Genomic DNA, 18,723 nt, shown 5'->3' with positions numbered 1-18,723 from the left:
ATGCTCGCAGCAGAAGGCGTCACATCGAGCGCGCACGTCGCCGAAAGGCGTGGCAAGCGACCTTCCAGGCCCGATCAGCCACGCACACCAAAAAGGCGCACTCCGAAGAGTGCGCCTTCGTGCTCAGACCAGCCGCCTCGTCGCGGCGGCCCGGCATCTGTGGCTGCGATTACTTCTTCGCAGCAACAACCTTCAGACCCACCGACTTGACGCTCTTGACGCCTTCGATGCCCTTGGCCACAGCCACGGCCTTGTCGTGCTCGGCCTTGGTCGCGACCGAACCGGTCAAGGTCACGATGCCGTTCTTGGTCTCGACCTTGACGTCGGTACCCGACACGTTGTCGGTGGCCAGCAGATCGGCCTTCACCTTGGTGGTGATCCAGGTGTCGGTCACCGGCTTCTTGGACTCGTCCATGCTGGCAGCGTGGTCCTTGTGATCGGCATGTTCCTGCGGCGCCGCGAATGCCTGCGAGGCGCCCAGCGTCAGGCCGAGCGACAGCGACAGAGCCAACAGCGTGCGTGCATGCGTCATGTTCTTCATCCGATACCCCTTCCAGTGAATGTGGCCGCAGTCTGCAGTGGCGTTCGTCGTGCAGGTGTGACTGCCAGATGCAGAGGTTGTGAACCTGGCGCACACGGGTGTGTGCAATACCATGGACGCTTCCTCAGTCGTTGCGATGAACCGTTTTCAATGCCTAAACCGTTCAATCTGGCCGTCGTCGGCTATGGCTATGTTGGCCGCACCTTTCATGCCCCGCTGATTGCCAGCACACCGGGTTTGCAGTTGCACAGCATGGTGTCGTCCAAGCCGCAACAAGCGCAGGCCGACTTCCCCGACGTGGCCGTGCTTGCCGATCTGGAAACCGCGTTGGCCGACCCCGCGCTCGATGCGGTGGTGCTTGCCACGCCCAACCAGACCCATGCGCCGTTCGCCTTGCAGGCACTGGCCGCCGGCAAGCACGTGCTGGTCGACAAACCCTTCGCACTGGATGCCGCACAGGCGCGCGAGGTGGTGGATGCTGCCGCAGCGGCCGGGCGCATCGTCAGCGTGTTTCAGAACCGCCGCTGGGATGCAGACTTTCTCACCGTGCGCCGGTTGATCGACGAAGGCCAGCTGGGCGAAGTAGTGGAATTCCATTCGCACTTCGACCGCTATCGCCCGCAAGTACGCGACCGTTGGCGCGAGAGCGACATCCCCGGCGCCGGGCTGTGGTACGACCTGGGGCCGCATCTGCTCGATCAGGCACTGCAATTGTTCGGCACCCCGCAGGCGATCAGCGCGGATCTGCAGCGCCAACGCAGCCAGGCACGCAGCGACGATTATTTCCATGTGACCCTGCGTTACCCGCGCCTGCGCGTGATCCTGCATGCCGGCTCGTTGGTGGCCGACAGCAGCCTGCGCTTTGCCGTCCACGGCACTCGCGGCAGTTATCTCAAGCACGGGCTGGATACGCAGGAAGACCAACTCCGCGCCGGGCGTCGCCCGGGCACCGCCGGCTGGGGTGTCGACCCGCTGCCCGGCACCGTCACCCGTGTCGATGAAGAAGGCCGCGTGCACACCCATCAACCCGACACCCTGCCCGGCGACTATCGCAACTGCTACGCCGCATTTCGCGATGCATTGGCCGGTACCGGCCCGGCACCGGTCAGTGGTGCAGACGCCGTGCAGTTGATGGAACTGCTGGAGCTGGCGCAACGCAGTGCCGCGTCGGGTCAGGTGCAGTGGCTGGATGGTGCCGGCGCCACGTCTGGCGACCGCTGAAACGACTGCGCGCCCGCAAGGCAGGCGCGCAGAACTGCTTCACTCGCTGACGCGTTACGCGTCCTTGCTGCCGATCGTCGGCGGTGTCGCGGTGGTGGTCATCACCGCATGCCCACCGAACTGGTTGCGCATCGCCGCCAGCAACTTGTCGGTGAACGAATCCTTGTCGCGCGAGCGCAACCGCTCCATCAACGACAGCGTGATGATCGGCGCAGACACTTCCAGATCGATTGCCTCGGCCACCGTCCAGCGGCCTTCGCCCGAATCGGCCACGAACGGTGCAATGCCGGCCATGCTCGGGTTGTGCCCCAGCGCATCGGCGGTGAGATCCAGCAACCACGAACGCACCACGCTGCCATCGCGCCAGATCTCGGCGACCTGGTGCAGATCCAGTGCGAAATCGGTCTTGTGCTGCATTAGCGCAAAGCCTTCGGCATAGGCCTGCATCATTCCGTACTCGATCCCGTTATGGACCATCTTGGTGAAGTGGCCGGCACCGCTCGGGCCAACCCGTCCCCAGCCCTTGTCCGCTGCCGGCGCCAACGTGGCCAGCACCGGATGCAGCGTGGTCACTGCCGCCTCGTCGCCGCCCACCATCAGGCTGTAGCCTTCCTGCAGACCCCAGACGCCGCCGCTGGTGCCGCAGTCGACGAACGAAACACCGCTGGCCTGCAACAGCGCGGCGCGGCGTTGCGAATCCTTGTAATACGAATTGCCGCCGTCGATGACGATGTCGCCGGCCTGCAACAACGGCAGCAGCTGCGCCAGGGTGTCATCGACGATCTTGCCTGCCGGCACCATCAACCATAGCACCCGCGGGCTCGGCAGCGCCGACACCAATGCTGCCAACGCATCGGCAGTGACAATGCCCTTGGCCTGAGCACTGCTACGCGCGCCCTCGCCCGGATCGTAGCCATGCACGCGATGCCCGCCGTGTACCAGACGCTCGGCCATGTTGGCGCCCATGCGGCCCAAACCCACCATACCCAGTTCCATAATCGCTCCTCGCGATCTGATCAGTGCAGGGTGCCACGCTGGGCGTACGCTGGCGTGGCGAAATTCTCAATGGATCGTTCCGCAGCGGTGCCGGCGCTGCACTGTTGCAGCTGCCAATCGATCCAGCGCCAGTACAAGGTGCTGCGCAAATTGTGCAGGGTCAGGTCGATGGCATACGGCGTGCGCGGATTGCGGTCGAGCAGTCGCGCCACGTGGTAACCGATCGGCTTGACGCCCTTGGGATGCACGTAGACCAGAAAGCCCTGATAGAACGGATCGTCCAGTAACGCTTGTAGCGTTTGTAGCTGCGCGTGTTGTTGCGCATCGAGCGTGGCGCGCAGCTGCGCATCGCGCTCGTACAGCAAACGCTCGAAGCGGCGCTTGCCCCGCCCGCGCAAGTCCTTGGCCAGTTCCCAGATCTGTCGATTGAGCGCGTCGTAATGCGCAAAGCCGCCGTGCTGCGCCAACGCCTGCGCCGCCGCATCGCTGACATCCACCACCACGAAGTTTTCGGCCTGGTTATGGATGTCGTCCAGATACGACTTGTCGAACACATGCGCGATAAACCCCGGCGCACCGACAAATGCCTGGCGCCCCAGTTGCGCGGTCTTGACTGCCTTGCCGTCGGCAAAGAATTCGCCGGCATGCGCACCCAGCAAGATGCTGTCGGTGTTGTGCAAGGTCAAAAAGGTACCGATCGACAACTCGCCAGGCGTAAACACCTGATCGAATCCGGCATCGCCATACAGCTCGCGCTGCGTGGCCAGCTGCGCCACCTGGCGCCCAACCCCGCATTCGGAGCGCACCTGGCCGCTGTAGAACGCATCCAGCGCCTGCGCATTGCTGCCACGCGGCTGATAACCACGCCCGAAACTACGAAAACCGCTCCAGCCCTGCGCAGCGGCGCCACGCCAGCCGAAGCCGATCCAGCCCAGTTGCACGGCCGAAAACCGATAGTGCGGGTTGTCTTGCAGCTGCGTCGTTGCACGCCGCGTGGCCGCGCCGACTTCGAACGCGTAGGCGCACTGCGTGGCGGAATCGTCCAGCAAGGCCTTGAGCGATGCGCCGCGTTGCTGCGCATTCCAAGTGACCGGAAGCGTCAGCTGCAGGTCGCCGGCGGCGCGTGCCTGCGCGAGCGAGCCGCGCGTACACGGTTCTCCGCGTTGGATCACCGGCGCACTGACCGCTGCGCTGCGGATGTCCCAGCCCAGGCGCCGCAGCAATGCTTCGACGCAGTCCACCCCTGCAGCGTTTGCTGCCTCACTTGGCGCGGCACCGGCGACCTGCAGCAATTGCGCGGCCAACAAGGCCAGAGCAAACATACCGTAGCGGCAAGTGCGAAAAAAACTCATCGCTGCGATGTGGTGTGAATCGACAACACGGCGCTGCACCCTCAAACGTAGAAAGCCCCGGCATGACCGGGGCTCGTAAAATCAATACATCACCTTCAGCGGCGTTCGCAGACGCGCTCGACCTGACGGTTGCCGTTGGCTTGCTGACGATTGCCCTGGATGGTGCGGCCCGCAGCACCGCCGGCGACTGCACCAGCCACGGTTGCCAGCTTCTTGCCGTTACCGCCACCGACCTGATTACCCAGCAGACCACCAACCACTGCGCCTGCAACGGTGCCGCCGACGCGATTGGGGTCGGTCGAATTCTTCTGCACTTCGACATTGTGGCAGCGCACGCGCGTGCCGTCATTGAACTTGCGGCCTTCGTCTGCTTCCGTATAACGGTGCTGACGCGAATGGGTCTGGGCCTGCGCGAAGGTGCTCGTCGCCATCAGGCTGATCAAGGAAATACCCAGCAGGGAATTGCGCATCTTCATCGTGGTCTCCGTCGTTCTCGCCCACTCGGCGAGTCATGGCTGCACTCTCGCGGCTCGGTCGAGAACGCAACGTGAAGCGCGCAGCCGGCTATTCAGGTTCCGGAGCGAAGCGTGAACTCTAACGTCACGGCTGAGTTGCGGGCTCGGTCTGCGGCACGTTCATCGGCGTGGATGCAGGTGCAGGTGCAGGGGGCGGATCCTGGGCCTCGACCGGTAGCGGCGCAACCGGCGGCTGTTCGACTGTTATGGAAGCAGACGTTGCGGCAGCGGCCGGCACTGCAGTCGCGGGCGTTGCAGCCGCTGCGGTCGGCACGGGTGCCGCCGCAGGTGTAGCCGCAGCCGGATGTGGCGGTGCAACTGGCGCGGGGGCCGCACTCGCAGCGGCAGGCACGGCCTGGGTCACATTGGGCAGATACGAGTTCAAGCGCTCGAAAAAGCGCTTGTAGAAAGCCGCGTCCTGCACCGTGGTGGTGGACACACGCACCAGCGAATCGCCGGTGCTGCCCACCGGCAGCGACAACGAGCCGAGCACGCCAACACCCACGCTGGCCGAGGTCGAGCTCTTCTTCAGTGCATAACGATCCTGCAGCGCGCTGACGAACACCTGCGCCTTGCCGCCCTCCTGCGTGGCGCAGGAAATGCGCAGATTGAGCTGCTCGCTCTGGTCGGCTTCCTTGAGCTGGAAGTTCTTGCTGCCTTCCACGCCTGCGGCATCGGCGCGCGTGACCGCGTAGCCCTGGCTCAACAACACGCGCCGCGCGGCCTCGCAAGCCTGCATCGAGGTGGCCGCCACACTGCGCGAATAGGTATCGTCGGAGTTGAACGACTCGCGCATCAGCATCGTGTCGCCCTTGCTGCCACCGCAGCCAGCCAGGGTTGCCAGCGCGCCAAGCAGCGCAGTGCGCGCGATCAGGGAAGAACAAGACATAGAAAATTTCCGGCATCCAAAACCGGCCAAGAGCATAGCCGCAACCCATGTGCGCGTGGCGTGGCGTTGCCGGATCAGGGCAACGGCGGTTCATCCGCCGGCAATTGCAGGTCCAGCTGCAGGCGGCTGCCGTCTGCGCCGATGCGCTCGGCGCGTAGATAGTGGTGCGCACGCACCGCGGCCAGCGCCACCGGCGCCCGGCACGGCTCGCCCCACAGGCTCAACGCGAATCCCTGCGCCTGCAGCCAACCGGTGACGCGGTCCCACAGTGGCTGCTCGGCTTGCAGGATCAGGTCCAGATCGGCCGGGCCCTGGGGCACCAAGTCCGGCGACTCCAACCAACGCGCGTAGCTCCCGTGCACCACCACCGGCAGGCCTTGCGCCCGCACCGCCTGCAGCAACTGCGCCGCCTGCTGCAGGTCTAACCGCGGACGGCAATGCTGGAAAATCAATGCGTATTCGTGGCTGCGATTGCTCTGCGTGCCGGCATGCGCCAGCGCTGCGCCCGGCCGCTGGTAGCACAGCACCCGTTCCTCGCGCAGCGTGAACAGGCTGGCGAGGATCCGCCCCAGATCCCACGCCTGCGGGATCGCCCGCCCGCCGACAACGACGTTTTCCACCATCGCCACGCCGAAGCCATCCGGCCGTAGCCGCTTTCGCAATGCATGCAATACCGCACGCATGCCGGACAGATAGCCCGCGTAATCGGCACTGGCATACAGCTGCCCAGGCACTACCTGGCCGCGCCAGTGGCAACCGAAATACGGCACGTTGGTCAGACACAGATCGATCGCCGCAGCAGGCGCGGTGTCGACCAACGTGCCGACCACGACCGACGCGTGCACACCATGCCGTTGCAGGCGCGTGCGCGCCAGTTGCGCACGTGCAGGGTCGATCTCCATGCCATGCGCGTTGCGCCCTTCCATCGCCGCCGCCAGCAGCGTGCTGCCGAAACCGCAGAACGGATCGAACACCTGCTCCCCCGGCGCACTAAAATGCCGTACGAACGGGCGCATCTGGTTGACCCAGCCACAGTCGCGCCCGCCAAGCGGATCTGCGGCGCATAGATCGTCTGGCAATACCCAGGCCGGGTCGTCCGGTGTTGGCGTCCACCAGCTGTGCTGATCGAGTTCATCCATCGGCCGGCTCCCACAGCACATCGGCATCCGGATCCCAACCTGCGCACAGACGGCCGTTGGCGAAAAACACCAGCTTGTAGAGGTCGCCGGTGGCATGCCGCGCGTGCATGGCGGCGTAGTCGGCGCTTTCGAACACCACTTCCAGGCCATCCTCACTGCGCATGCGCAGATTCCAGAAGTAATAGCCCTCGGTCATGCCGTCCGCTTGCCAACGCGACCACCACGGCTGCTGCATGCACTGCGCCAACAAGGTCTCCATCCCGATGCGGTGCTGCGCGATATAACGCCAGGTGCCATTGCTGCGATACGCATCGTCCAGACGCGACAACTCGCGAAAGATCACCTGGCTGGCGCCACAGCTGCGCGCCCACGCGATGTACTGCGCCACGGCATCGGCACTGTCCACACCACCGCGTTGCACGATGCAGACCAGTCGCACCGGCACGCGCGCCGCAATGCCTCGTGCCGTATGCGCGAAAGTGGCCGTATCGGCAATCGGCTCGTCGGGGCGAAAGCGCATGATCGCGTCGTTGCCCGCCTGCAGCGGGTGGTGACGCGACAGCTCGATCCACGACAGGCCGAAGTCCACCAAGGCATCGATCAACTGCGCACCTTGCGCACGCGCAAACCCGGCACCATTGCTGTACAGCACGCGCTGCTCCACACGCGGGCCGTTGGGCGTTGTTGACAAGGTGTGCAACAAAGCCTGCAACCAATCCGGATCGTCGGTCATCTCCAACCCGGACAAGGAATACGACAACGGCACCTTGTGCAGCAGCTGCAACGCAGCGCTCAACTGTGCGAAGTAGTCCGGCCCCGGACGCAACATCGCTGCGGCCAGGCCGCCGCCGTGCTGGCGCAGGTTTTCCGAACAGAAACCGCAGCGCGCCGAACACGGCCGCACCGACGCATACGGCGTAAAGGTGATCGGCAACGCCACCCGATACGCGCGCTCGCCGATGCGCAGCGCATGCCATCGGCTTGTCTCGCGCTGCTGCGGCACGCGCCGCCGCAGGCTGGGCGCCGCAGCGCGCAGCCCGGCCAACAGCGGCGATGCAGACAGCAACGAAGCCTCGTCGATGGAAGCGTCCATGACGCTGCCTGCGCGCCGAACGTCAGCGACGCGCAGCGTCGGCACGCGCGCGCACCTGCTCCAACGTCCACTCCTGCTGCATGACGCCGTTCTCCCACACCGTCACCAACGCATCTTCGCTGCCGGCGCTGGCGGCCACTTCGTCGAGCAAGGCGCTGCGATAACTGCCATCGCCGCGGTCGCGCAATAGCGTCAATCGACCACGCTTGCTCTGCTTGCCCTTGTCGGTGATCGGGTCCTTGTAGACATCGATCCATTGCCCGTCCACACGCACCGCCGAGCACTTCAGCGCGAACTTCTGCGTATCGCGGTCCACCTTCTGCAGCAACGCACCGCCCATGCCGAAGGCGACGTTGTCGGCGGCATATCCGGCGGCAGTGATGCGTTCGAGAATGGCGTGCAGCGATTGCGGATTGATGCCATCGCCCTGGATCACCCGCACATGATTGAGCACCTTGTAGCCCTTGCCGTTGCGCTGATGGCCGAAGGCGTCGTCCAGCAGCAGCAGGCACTGTTCGACCACATCCACCGGGTCGCCGGAATCGGGGCGGATCACTACCGTCGCGCCGGAGGCGATGATCTCTTCGCGCAAGGTGGTGCCCCAATGCTCGCGAATGGCGCGGTAGATGTCGTAGCTGTCGGACACCACCGCCACGATGGAACCGGGCCGTGCAAATTGCGTGAGCATGTTGCGATACGCATCCACCTCGCGCTCGCGCCCCCAGCTGGTGATGGTGCTGTGCTCGGCGGCGGGAATCGAATACCCCGCCACCGGCGTGTGGTAATGCGCACGCGCCAGCAGCAACGCCGACAAGGTATCGGTACCGAGGAAGTTCACCAGGTGCGCCGCGCTGCCCAGCGCGGCCGAGCCAAGACTGGACACCCCTCGCGCGCCAAAATCATGCAGCTTGAACGGCAACTGCCCTTCCGGATCGTCGCTGGTGCGCTGCAGATAATCGCGCACGATCTGCTTCACCTGCCAGCTCACCGTGGCCACCGTCACCGGGTACCACACGCGCAACAGCAGCGTTTCCAGATACGACGGCACCCAGAATGCCTTGGGGTCGGTGGACTCGATCGTCATCAACACGTTGTGCGTGGGCACCACTGCGCCTTCGGGCACCGCGCGGATGCGGATCGGCAGCTGCCCGCCGAGACGATCCACGATATCGCGCCAGCCGGCTTCGTTGAACGGCTCGCCATGCGCGGCCAATAGTTCCTTCGCATCGTCGATATCGGCGTGCGTCACCGGCCGGTTGATGGCTTCTTTCAGGATCGACTGCAGGCCGAAGAACACGGTCTGGTCGTACACGCCACCGCGCGATTCCACATAGAAAAACGCCGCATCGGTGCCGGGCGGGTATTGCAGCCAGTGGCTGGCTTTGTAGCTGTCGGTGTTGAGCAGCAGGTTATCGAGGTAGTGCATGACGGAAGCTCCTTCGCGTCGAGTGAACCAGCGGTCTATCCGCCGGCGGGAGGTCATGGTTCAAGCCGACACACGGTGCGAGCGGCTGCTTGATAGTCAGCAGCAGCACGCAGCAGATGATGTCGCTCTCAACCACGGCCCAGGAAAAATTCAAGAATATGCAGATGGTCTTCGTACAAGCGCGGGCCCATCGCCATCACTTCGGCGATCGGAATCCAGCGCGCCTTGTCGGCATCGTCGCCGCCGCGTACCGCGGGCAACTCGCCGGCCGGAAATTCGAAATGGAACGCATGGGTGATGGTGCGTCCACGCAGGCTGCGCTCGGGGTGATCGAACACCTGGCGCCCCCGCAATGACCCCTTGAGCACCGGCACCGGCACCTTGAGCCGGGTTTCCTCGCGCAGCTCGCGCAGGCAGCCGTCCAGCAGACCTTCGTCCTGGCCGATGAAACCACCCGGCAACGCCCACAACCCCTTACCCGGCTCGGCGCGACGACGCACCAGCAACACATGGCCCGAATGCACGACCACCGCATCGGTGGTAACGAAGGTCGGCGCATACGGCGCGTCCTTCCACGCGGCGCGGTATTGCTCGATGAAGCGGTACTCGGCCACCAACTGCACATAGCTCGGGGAGTTGCGCCGGAACGCCTCCAGCATGTCGTACACCGGCGCCGGCACATTGCCGCGCAACATCAGCAAGCCACCGTGGAAACCGATCTCGCCGGCTTCGAACAGATAGCGGCGCAACTCGGTGGCCGACAGCGTGGCGGTGTGCTGCACATCTTCCAGCGGCCACTGCGGAAACTCACGCAGGTAATAACTGCTGGCATCCTTGTCCATGCCGATCAGGCCGATGCGTGCATCGAGCGTGCCGCCATCGGCATGCACGGCTTCCGCCACCTGGCGCTGCACGTCGGCGATCCACAGGCTTTCGTTATAAAGATGGTCGCGCAATGGCCGCACTATCAACCGGTCGCTCTCGCCCGGCAACGCGGACTCGATCATCACCGCGCGTTCGGCAACGGTCCACGGATTGCGAATGGTGCGAGGCGTGTCGGCAGAGCCGATCAACACAATGAGCTTGTTCGCCTTGCCCAGCGCGTGGCGGGCGACGGCGGCGTGGCCGTTATGAAAGGGCTCGAAACGCCCAATAAACACGAGATAGTCGTACTGCGGTGCCATGAGAATCCCTCACGGTTGAGTGGTCAGCCAGCGGTCTATCCGTTGGCTTGCTGCAAATGCTACGCCGATGCGCGGCGGCGTCAAGCCTGCGATGCAGCGATGCACAGTGATCTATCGGTCATGCCAGCTGACTAGACTTGGCAGTCTGCCCTTATCAGGAATTCGCCTGTATGCCACGCCAATCCACACGCCAATCCATTCGCGTCGTGTCACGTTGCTTGCTCGCTGCAATCGCAGTGCTGTGCATCGCATTGCCTGCATTGGCCGCGCCTGCGCCCGCACCACTGCGCGTGATGTCGTTCAACGTGCGCGTGCCGGTGGATACCGAAGGCGACAAACGTTGGGAGGTACGCCGCACGGCGATGGTCGCGCTGATTGAAAAAGCGCACCCCGACGTCTTCGGCACGCAAGAGTTGGTGAAAGAACAGGCGCAGTATCTGGCAGCACAATTACCCGATTACCGCTGGTTCGGTAAAGGCCGCCGCGCCGATGGCAGCGACGAACATATGGGCGTGTTCTACGACAGCAGTGTCCTGACGGTGGTCGAATCGGGCGACTTCTGGCTGTCCGAAACGCCTGAAATTCCCGGCAGCAGCAGTTGGAACACCGACCTGCCGCGCATGGCCACCTGGGCGCTGTTCGAACGCCGCAGCGACAAGCGCCGCTTCTATCTGTTCAACACCCACTTCGCTCACCGCGACCAGGACGAAGCAGCGCGCGAACACAGCGCACGCGTGATCCTGTCACGCATCGCAACGTTGCCTGCCGGCATTCCGGTGGTGGTGACCGGCGACTTCAACAGCGATCCCGACAACGGCACCTACCGCACGCTCACCGCTGTACTTGGCGATGCGCGATCACATGCGACCAAGCGACAAGGCCCGGAGAAAACCTTCCAGGACTTCACCACCCACCCGACCCGACGCATCGACTGGATCCTGTTCCGCGGCCTCACACCGACGCGCTTTTCCACATTGGATCAGCGCCCCGGCGGCGTGCTGCCGTCAGACCACTATCCGGTGCTGGCCGAACTTGCCTGGCCGCAGTGACATCGCGACAGCCCTGCCCTGCCCTGCCCTGCCGACCTGAGCGAGCGTCCCTGCGCGCGATTGCGCGTGACCATTAAAGCCTCATCGCGCGTAAGTGCATCCCCCAAATCACCATCAATTTAATGAAGGGATGTTGGTAATGGCGGGGATTTTGCTCGGATCGAAAAGAGCAGATCAGGTTGCCCGCCATCGGCCCGCGCAGACACCGCTCGCAACCAGGCACACCGACCATCTCCACTGGCCCTTGCCCGCCCACCGTCGCGGGACCTTACGCGGCATGGATGCCGCGTAAGGTCCCGCGACGGTGGGCGGGCAAGGGCCCTGCAGCAAAACCACAGGTCATCCGCTCTCAGAGCCGCTCTTAGTCAGCATCAAAAAAAAAGCCACCGCATGCGGTGGCTTTTCTTGCACTACAAACAACCCACCAAGATCAATCAGCCCAACGTCCCGGCGCAGTCGACTGCGGCAACACCTGCGCCGATAACGGCTGGTCCTGCGAGAGCAGACCCAGCGCGTCGGCAATGATCGCGGCCGATTCGTGCAACAACGGATCCGGACGCTTTTCTGCGGCCTTTTCGCGTGCGGTGTCCTTAACGATGTCGCGCTCGTTGCCGGTCAGGCCGTCGTCGCTGTCCTCGGCAAGCGGGTCCAGCGGCAGACCCAGCTGCTTGCGCACCTGTTGACGTTCCTTGCGCTGCTGATCCTGCTTCTGACGCTCGGCAACGCGCTCGGCTTCGTTCAACGAGATGAACTTCTTGGCCTTCTCATCGCGGAACTGCTTGACGTCTTCTTCCCACCACTGGAATTCCTTGTCGGTGGCGATACGCGCGGTATGCAGGCCCTGCAACTTGGGCAACAGCGGCGCGAAGTTGCCGTATTGGGTATGCGGTGCAGCGGCGATGCGTGTCCACGGCAGCGCGTTGTCGTAGGTGCTCTCACCGAACTCGGTGGCATCCACGCTGGCCGGGAATGCGATGTCCGGCACCACGCCCTTGTGCTGGGTGCTGGAACCACTGACGCGGAAGAACTGCGCAATCGTCAGCTTGACCTGACCATAGCGCTGACCTTCGGCAGCCGGCCAACGATCAAGATCAACGATGTTCTGCACCGTGCCCTTGCCGAAGCTGGTCTCGCCGATCACCAACCCGCGGCCGTAGTCCTGGATGGCGCCGGCAAAGATCTCCGATGCCGATGCCGAACCGCGATTGATCAACACGCCCAGCGGGCCGTCCCATGCCACCTTGGGATCGCTGTCGCCGTTGACGGTGACGCGGCCGCCGGATTCGCGCACCTGCACCACCGGGCCTTGCTGGATGAACAGGCCGGTGAGCTCGATGGCTTCGTCCAGCGAACCGCCGCCGTTATTGCGCAGGTCCAGCACCACGCCGTCGACCTTGTCGGTCTTGAAGCCGGCCAGCAGCTTGGCCACGTCGCGCGTTGCCGAGGCATAGTCAGCCGCATTACGACGACGGCCTTCGAAATCCTGATAGAAGCCCGGCAACTTGATGATGCCGATACGCCGCTCCGGCTCGCTGCCCTTGGCCGGCAGCGTGATGGTCTCGCCCTTGGCAGCCTGCTCGGCCAGACGCACCTTCTGCCGGGTCAAGGTCACGGTGCGGTGCTTGCCGTCGATGCCCGACTCGGCCGGGATGTATTCCAGACGTACCTGGGTGTCCTTGCTGCCGCGGATCTTGGCAACCACATCGTCGATACGCCAGCCGATCACATCTTCGATCGCACCGTTCTTGGCCTGACCCACGCCCACGATACGATCGCCCGGCTTGAGCGTGCCATCCACTGCCGCCGGACCACCAGGGATCACCTCGCGGATCACCACCATGTCGTCCTGCTTCTGCAGCTGCGCGCCGATACCTTCCAGCGACAACGACATCTGCTGATTGAAGGTCTCAGCGGTGCGCGGAGTGAAGTAATCGGTGTGCGGATCGACCGCATTGGTGTAGGCGTTGACGAAGAACTGGAACACGTCCTCGCCTTTCAACTGCTTGACCGAATCGGCCAGCGAGACGTAACGCTTGTCCAGCGTCTTGCGAATGTCGTCAGGCTTCTTGCCGGCCAGCTTGAGACGCAGCCAATCGTTCATCACCGACTGCCGCCACAGCACGTCCAGCTGCTTGTCGTCGGCCGCCCACGGCACGTCCTTGCGGTCGTACTCGAACTTGTCGGTGCCGGAGAAATCGAAGTCCTGCTTGAGCAGGTCGCGCGCGTATTTGACGCGTTGATCGACACGCTTCTTGTAGACCGAAAACACCTGGAATGCCGGCTCCAGATTGCCGCCACGCAGCGCATCGCCAACACCCGTCTGCAACGGCGCAAAGCTATCGATGTCGGCCTGGGTGAAGAACTGCTTGCTGCCGTCCAGTGTCTCCAGATAGCGCTTGAAGACGTCCTTGGACATCGCCTCGTCCAGCGTGCGCGGACGGTAGGCATAGCGGCTGTCGGAGAGCAGACCATAGACCAGCTTGGTCGCGGTGGCCTGGTCGGGCGTGGCTGCAGCCGGCAACGCCGTATCGGCGCGTGCGAGCAAGGCCATCGGAGTAGTCAACACCAGCGCCAGCAGGCCGGCCTTCATGGACGTAGAAACGTTGTAGGTCATCGAATGGCTCTCGGCACGGGGCCGATGAAAGGAAGGCGGTGAACGGATCAGACAGCATGACAGTGCCGAAAGTTGCTGGCGTTGTCATCCGCTGCTGAATCAGCCTAGCGCCGGGCCTGTAGCGGATTGTGAACGCGACCGCACCCTGCGCGCGCAGACGCATGGCCCGGATACGACACGGCCCCGCGCTGAGCGCAGGGCCGCGTGGCTTGCTCCACTGCCAGTGCTGACCTCAGGCCGCGACGCCAGCGCCGGCTGCCTGCCGGTCGGCGTGATACGACGAGCGCACCATCGGCCCGGAGGCGACATGGCTGAAGCCCAGCGCATTGCCGTAGTCCTCCAGCGCCTTGTACTCCTCCGGCGTCCAGTAGCGCATTACCGGGTGGTGGTGCGGCGTCGGCTGCAGATACTGGCCGATGGTGATCATGTCCACATCGTGCGCGCGCAGGTCGCGCAAGGTGGCCTGCACCTGCTCCATCGTCTCGCCCAGGCCGAGCATGATGCCGGACTTGGTGGCGATGGACGGATGCTGCGCCTTGAAGCGCTGCAGCAGGGTCAGCGACCACTGGTAATCCGCACCGGGGCGCACGTTCGGATACAGGTCCGGCACGGTTTCGATGTTGTGGTTGAACACGTCGGGCGGGCTCAGCGCCAGGATCTCCAGCGCGCGGTCCATGCGGCCCTTGCCGCGGAAATCCGGGGTCAGGATCTCGATGCGGGTCTTGGGCGAACTGACCCGGATGGCCGAAATGCAGTCCACGAAATGCTGGGCACCGCCGTCGCGCAGATCGTCGCGATCCACGCTGGTCACCACCACGTACTTCAGGCCCATATCGGCCACGGTGGTGGCCAAACTGGCCGGCTCGCTGGCGTCCGGCGGCTTGGGCCGGCCGTGCGCCACATCGCAGAACGAGCAGCGCCGCGTGCACACCTCGCCCAGAATCATGAAGGTCGCGGTGCCGTGGCTGAAGCACTCGTGGATGTTCGGGCAGCTGGCTTCTTCGCAGACCGTGACCAGGCGGTTTTCGCGCAGCTTGGCCTTGAGGTTCTGCACCGCGTTGCCGGACGGAATCCGCACGCGAATCCACGACGGCTTGCGCAGCACCGGCGCATCGACGAACTGCACCGGCGAGCGATTGATCTTGTCGCCACCGATCTGCTTGACGCCGGTCTGCAGCGGCGCAGGCGCGGCGGTGTCGCCGGAGACGACCTGCAAGGGGATGGAACGGGCGATAGGCTGGGTCATGGCAATAACGGGCGCTCAGGCCGGAAGCGAAAGGTCGGGCAATGCGGAAACAGGCTGCAACACGAGACCGAACTGGCGCGCCAGCTGATCGAGCAGCACCGCCTTGACGGCGTCCATCCCGGAAGGGCCGCCTAAGTCTAGCACCGAGGTCACTTGCAGGCCCTGGTAGCCACACGGGTTGATGCGGTGGAACGGCTCCAGATCCATCGCCACGTTGAACGACAAGCCGTGGAAGGTGCAGCCGCGCCGCACCCGGATCCCCAGCGCGGCGATCTTGGCCCCGCCCACGTACACGCCGGGCGCGCCCTCGCGGCGCTCGGCGACGATGTTCCATTCTTCCAGGGTGTCGATCAGCGCCTGCTCGATCTTGCACACGTAATCGCGCACGCCGATCTTGAGCCGGCGCAGATCCAGCAGCGGATAGACCACCAACTGGCCGGGGCCGTGATAGGTGACCTGCCCACCGCGATCGACCTGCAACACCGGGATGTCGCCGGCTGCCAATACGTGCTCGGGTTTGCCGGCCTGGCCCAGCGTAAACACCGGCGCATGCTCGACCACCCACACTTCGTCGGCGGTGTGCTCATTGCGCGCATCGGTAAAACGCTGCATCGCACGCCATACCGGCGCGTAGTCCTGGCGGCCGAGATCGCGCAGTTGCGCCGGCAGGATCGGAACCGATGCGAGCACAGGCTCGGCCGCTACAGCGTCCACTTCACTTCCGGGTGTTCGCGCAGCGCCTGGTGGGCGGCATCGAACTGCGCCCGGTCCTCTGCGCGAAAGCCGATCCGGATGGACACGTATTTGCCGGTGGACGAGTGCTTCCAGCTGATGCTTTCTTCCAGCAACTCGACGCCAGTCGCGGCGAGCAGACGCGGAAGCTCGGTTTCCAGCCCGCGTTCGGCCTCGCCCATGGCGGTGAGCTCGAAGGTGCCGGGAAACTGGAAGCCGTGATCGGGGTTGTCGGAGCTGATTTCCATCCGCCCATTATCGGGCCGCTGGCGGGCAAACCCAAGCCCGTCTGCCACTCTGACGTGTCGCAGATAGCACAACGGGGCCACATGAGCCCCGTTGTGTCAGACCAGACGCATCACGCCTGACCTGCGTCTTGCCAAAGACTTACTTGGACAGTTCCAGCATGGCCGACGACACCCAGCCACGGTTGCCCATCTCGTCTTCGACTTCCCACATGACGCCTTCCTTGTTGCCGGTCGGGTACAGCATCATGCCCGGCTCGAGCGTGCGCACAGCCGCGCCGGAACCCTTGGCATTGCCCAACAGACGCCCTGCACGCGTGACGGTGACCGCCTGCTGGGAATTGGAAGCCGCCGCATTACCGGACAAACCGCCGAGCTGGCTGACGACATCGGTATAGGCCTGCAAATAGGCCAGCGTGATCACTTGGCCGATCTCGGTATTGGCATAACCGCCGGCACCGGCAGCGCCGAAATCGCCGCCAGTGAACAGATTGCCACGCGCACCCCAGCCCAGGTCGGTCTTCTTGGCGTTGCCTTCGGCCATGGCGACCTGTTCGGACGAGCGCACATCGGTGATGGTCAGGACCACGTCGGCGGTCTTCTTGTTGAGATTCAGGCCACCGACCAGGTTGCCGGCATTGCCGCCGACCAGACCGCCCAGCATTCCGGCAATGGCGCTGCCGCCGGCATTGTGATTCTGCGAAATGAGGTCTGGCGTCATCACATAATCGGCCGCGCGGATCTGGCCCTTGCCCACGTTGGAACGTGCGCGCAGATCGCCGTTCGCCGCCATCTCGCGCTCGCGCTGCGATGCCGCCATGCCCGCGCCACGGTCCACCAGGGTGAAGCAGCGCGAACGATTGACGAATACCTTGATCAACTTGGAAGGCGCCGGCAACTGCTGACCCGACCACCAGTTGACTGCATCTTCCGGCTCGATGACCGACAGGCTGCCCAACGGCTTGGCACACACCGGGATCTGCGCGACGGCGTCTTTGCGCTGGTCCTGTGCGGAGCCCTTGAAGGCATCCTTCAATCCGGCCGATGCCGGCGCGCTGACACCAGCCAATGCAATACCCAATACGCTGGACAACAGCGCTGCGCTCACAGAAATCGTCTTGCTCATGTAGTTCCCCTGACACCTGCGTTGCCGTTGGCAAACGCGATCCATTGCTAATGAAATAGCCTGCGAGAGGCCGCCGTTCCTTGGGGCTGGTTCCCCCGGGGGCGGATCATATGCTATTCGCGCGAGCTTTTCATGGCTGCGCATGCCGTAAATGGAACGGACTGGTGCCGGCAGCCTCAACCGCCGCCCAAGATTGCTCGGGCATGATGCCGGCACACATTCACGCGGCGCAGCAGCGGCCGCAGGCACCTTTGCCGAACATCGTCCTTTCCTACCTTTCCAGGCCCTCCATGCTTCGACCGCGCGCGTTGTCTGCTGCCCTGCTGCTTTCTCTCACCGGGCTGTCGATGCCGGCCCTGGCGGCTGATCAATGCGACTCCAGCAGGCTGGGACGGACCCCGCCGGCGGTGAATTTCCGGGTCGACAACGATTTGTTCGGCGGGGAGGATCAGGACCAGGGCTATTCCAATGGCGCGGTGCTGACGCTGGTGTCGCCCAACCTGGTCGACTACACCGACGACCCCTGCCTGCCGCGCACCGCGCGCTGGGTCAACGGTTATCTGGAACGTCTGCATCCGGGCGAGTTCGACCAGCAGAACATGGTGTTCTCGATTGGCCAGGGGATCTTCACGCCGACCGATTCCACCCGGCGCGACGTAATTCCCGACGATCGCCCGTATGCGGGCATCCTGCTGGCGAGCTTCGGCTACAACGCGCGCAACGATGCGCACCTGCGCACGACCCAGTTGCAGATCGGCGTGGTCGGCCAGTGGGCGTTTGCGCAGGAAGCGCAGGATGCGATCCACGATGCGCTGGGCGATGAAAAATTCCAGGGCTGGGACAACCAGCTGCACAACGAGCCGCTGATCAATCTGGTGCACGAGCGCATGCGCCGCTGGCCGGGCGATGCGGCGGCCAATGCGGACGGCTTCGGCTGGGATTTCATTTCGCACTGGGGCGGCGCGGTCGGCAACATGGCCACGCACCTGAATGCCGGCGGCGAAGCGCGCTTTGGCTGGAAGCTGCCGGACGACTTCGGCAGCACACCGACCCGGCCAGCCGGCGAAAACACGGCGCCCAGTCGTTTGGGGCGTGCCAGCGGCTGGTCGGGACACCTGTTCGTGACAACCGATGCGCGCTGGGTGCTGCGCGACATCACCCTGGACGGCAACACCTTCCGCAGCAGCCATAGCGTGGACAAGCGCGCGTTCGTCGGCGACGTGGGTTACGGCCTGGCGGTGATGTACGGCCGCTGGAAATTCGCCATCGCCCGCTATCACCGCACCCGCGAATTCGACACCCAGCGCGAGACGCCGGTGTATGGCAGTTTCACGATCAGTCGGATGCTTTGAGGG

General features: G+C 64.3%; 17 protein-coding genes. 3 read left to right on the top strand and 14 right to left on the bottom strand.

The genetic code is table 11. The features are described from left to right. Positions 1-169: 169 nt before the first annotated feature. Complete coding sequence (locus NDY25_RS14890; protein ID WP_006452629.1) at positions 170-541, bottom strand: BON domain-containing protein; 372 nt, start codon at positions 539-541, stop codon at positions 170-172. 150 nt (positions 542-691) lie between these two features. On the opposite strand from NDY25_RS14890, the gene NDY25_RS14885 reads away from it, so the two are divergent. Continuing rightward, entirely contained in the window at positions 692-1,762 is a 1,071-nt protein-coding gene (locus NDY25_RS14885; protein WP_168959419.1) for an oxidoreductase, read from the top strand. A 54-nt stretch (positions 1,763-1,816) separates the two neighbouring features. Here NDY25_RS14885 and gnd read toward each other — a convergent pair whose 3' ends face one another. The 8 genes from gnd to NDY25_RS14845 form a co-directional block, all read right to left on the bottom strand. Continuing rightward, positions 1,817-2,758: a phosphogluconate dehydrogenase (NAD(+)-dependent, decarboxylating) gene (gene gnd / locus NDY25_RS14880; RefSeq protein WP_251755003.1), complete on the bottom strand. Its 942-nt coding sequence runs from the start codon at positions 2,756-2,758 to the stop codon at positions 1,817-1,819. A gap of 20 nt (positions 2,759-2,778) precedes the next feature. Further along, positions 2,779-4,110, bottom strand: coding sequence for a hypothetical protein (locus NDY25_RS14875; protein ID WP_251757073.1), 1,332 nt, complete (start codon positions 4,108-4,110; stop codon positions 2,779-2,781). Between the two features lie 95 nt (positions 4,111-4,205). Continuing rightward, a complete protein-coding gene (locus tag NDY25_RS14870) occupies positions 4,206-4,586 on the bottom strand; it encodes a glycine zipper 2TM domain-containing protein (protein ID WP_115037735.1) in 381 nt (126 codons plus the stop codon). A 124-nt stretch (positions 4,587-4,710) separates the two neighbouring features. Beyond that, on the bottom strand, positions 4,711-5,514 hold the full coding sequence (locus NDY25_RS14865; RefSeq protein ID WP_256627541.1) for a DUF2242 domain-containing protein: 804 nt from the start codon (positions 5,512-5,514) through the stop codon (positions 4,711-4,713). 74 nt (positions 5,515-5,588) lie between these two features. Continuing rightward, positions 5,589-6,653: a DNA methyltransferase gene (locus NDY25_RS14860; protein WP_168959415.1), complete on the bottom strand. Its 1,065-nt coding sequence runs from the start codon at positions 6,651-6,653 to the stop codon at positions 5,589-5,591. Continuing rightward, positions 6,646-7,746: a hypothetical protein gene (locus NDY25_RS14855; RefSeq protein ID WP_168959414.1), complete on the bottom strand. Its 1,101-nt coding sequence runs from the start codon at positions 7,744-7,746 to the stop codon at positions 6,646-6,648. The genes NDY25_RS14860 and NDY25_RS14855 overlap by 8 nt, the downstream gene beginning before the upstream one ends. 22 nt (positions 7,747-7,768) lie before the next feature. Then, positions 7,769-9,172, bottom strand: a complete 1,404-nt coding sequence (locus NDY25_RS14850) for a nicotinate phosphoribosyltransferase (RefSeq protein ID WP_168959413.1) — start codon at positions 9,170-9,172, stop codon at positions 7,769-7,771. Positions 9,173-9,300: 128 nt separating this feature from the next. Then, positions 9,301-10,356 carry a bifunctional nicotinamide-nucleotide adenylyltransferase/Nudix hydroxylase gene (locus NDY25_RS14845; protein WP_168959412.1) on the bottom strand — a complete coding sequence of 352 codons (1,056 nt, stop codon included), beginning with the start codon at positions 10,354-10,356 and terminating at the stop codon, positions 9,301-9,303. Between the two features lie 170 nt (positions 10,357-10,526). Between NDY25_RS14845 and NDY25_RS14840 the strand changes: the two genes are divergently transcribed. Beyond that, a complete protein-coding gene (locus tag NDY25_RS14840; protein ID WP_168959411.1) occupies positions 10,527-11,405 on the top strand; it encodes an endonuclease/exonuclease/phosphatase family protein in 879 nt (292 codons plus the stop codon). Positions 11,406-11,835: 430 nt separating this feature from the next. On the opposite strand, the gene NDY25_RS14835 is transcribed toward NDY25_RS14840, so the two are convergent. The 5 genes from NDY25_RS14835 to NDY25_RS14815 all read right to left on the bottom strand — a co-directional run bounded on the left by NDY25_RS14835 (position 11,836) and on the right by NDY25_RS14815 (position 17,368). Beyond that, positions 11,836-13,995: a carboxy terminal-processing peptidase gene (locus tag NDY25_RS14835; protein ID WP_180336591.1), complete on the bottom strand. Its 2,160-nt coding sequence runs from the start codon at positions 13,993-13,995 to the stop codon at positions 11,836-11,838. Between the two features lie 256 nt (positions 13,996-14,251). Then, complete coding sequence (lipA, locus tag NDY25_RS14830) at positions 14,252-15,265, bottom strand: lipoyl synthase (protein ID WP_023905152.1); 1,014 nt, start codon at positions 15,263-15,265, stop codon at positions 14,252-14,254. 15 nt (positions 15,266-15,280) lie between these two features. After that, the gene (gene lipB, locus NDY25_RS14825) at positions 15,281-15,979 is read right to left on the bottom strand and encodes a lipoyl(octanoyl) transferase LipB (RefSeq protein ID WP_168959409.1); all 699 of its coding nucleotides are present in this window, start codon (positions 15,977-15,979) and stop codon (positions 15,281-15,283) included. Next, positions 15,967-16,245, bottom strand: coding sequence for a YbeD family protein (locus tag NDY25_RS14820; protein WP_251755107.1), 279 nt, complete (start codon positions 16,243-16,245; stop codon positions 15,967-15,969). The genes lipB and NDY25_RS14820 overlap by 13 nt, the downstream gene beginning before the upstream one ends. A 139-nt stretch (positions 16,246-16,384) precedes the next feature. After that, positions 16,385-17,368, bottom strand: coding sequence for a CsgG/HfaB family protein (locus NDY25_RS14815; protein WP_168959408.1), 984 nt, complete (start codon positions 17,366-17,368; stop codon positions 16,385-16,387). 290 nt (positions 17,369-17,658) lie between these two features. Here NDY25_RS14815 and NDY25_RS14810 point away from each other — a divergent pair, with 290 nt between their 5' ends. After that, a complete protein-coding gene (locus NDY25_RS14810) occupies positions 17,659-18,720 on the top strand; it encodes a lipid A deacylase LpxR family protein (RefSeq protein ID WP_168959407.1) in 1,062 nt (353 codons plus the stop codon). Positions 18,721-18,723: the final 3 nt, after the last annotated feature.

The sequence above is a fragment of the Xanthomonas hortorum pv. pelargonii genome, assembly GCF_024499015.1.
Lineage (GTDB): Bacteria > Pseudomonadota > Gammaproteobacteria > Xanthomonadales > Xanthomonadaceae > Xanthomonas > Xanthomonas hortorum_B.
Note: the sequence above shows the minus strand (reverse complement) of the source record. Positions and strands in the feature narration are given on the sequence as shown.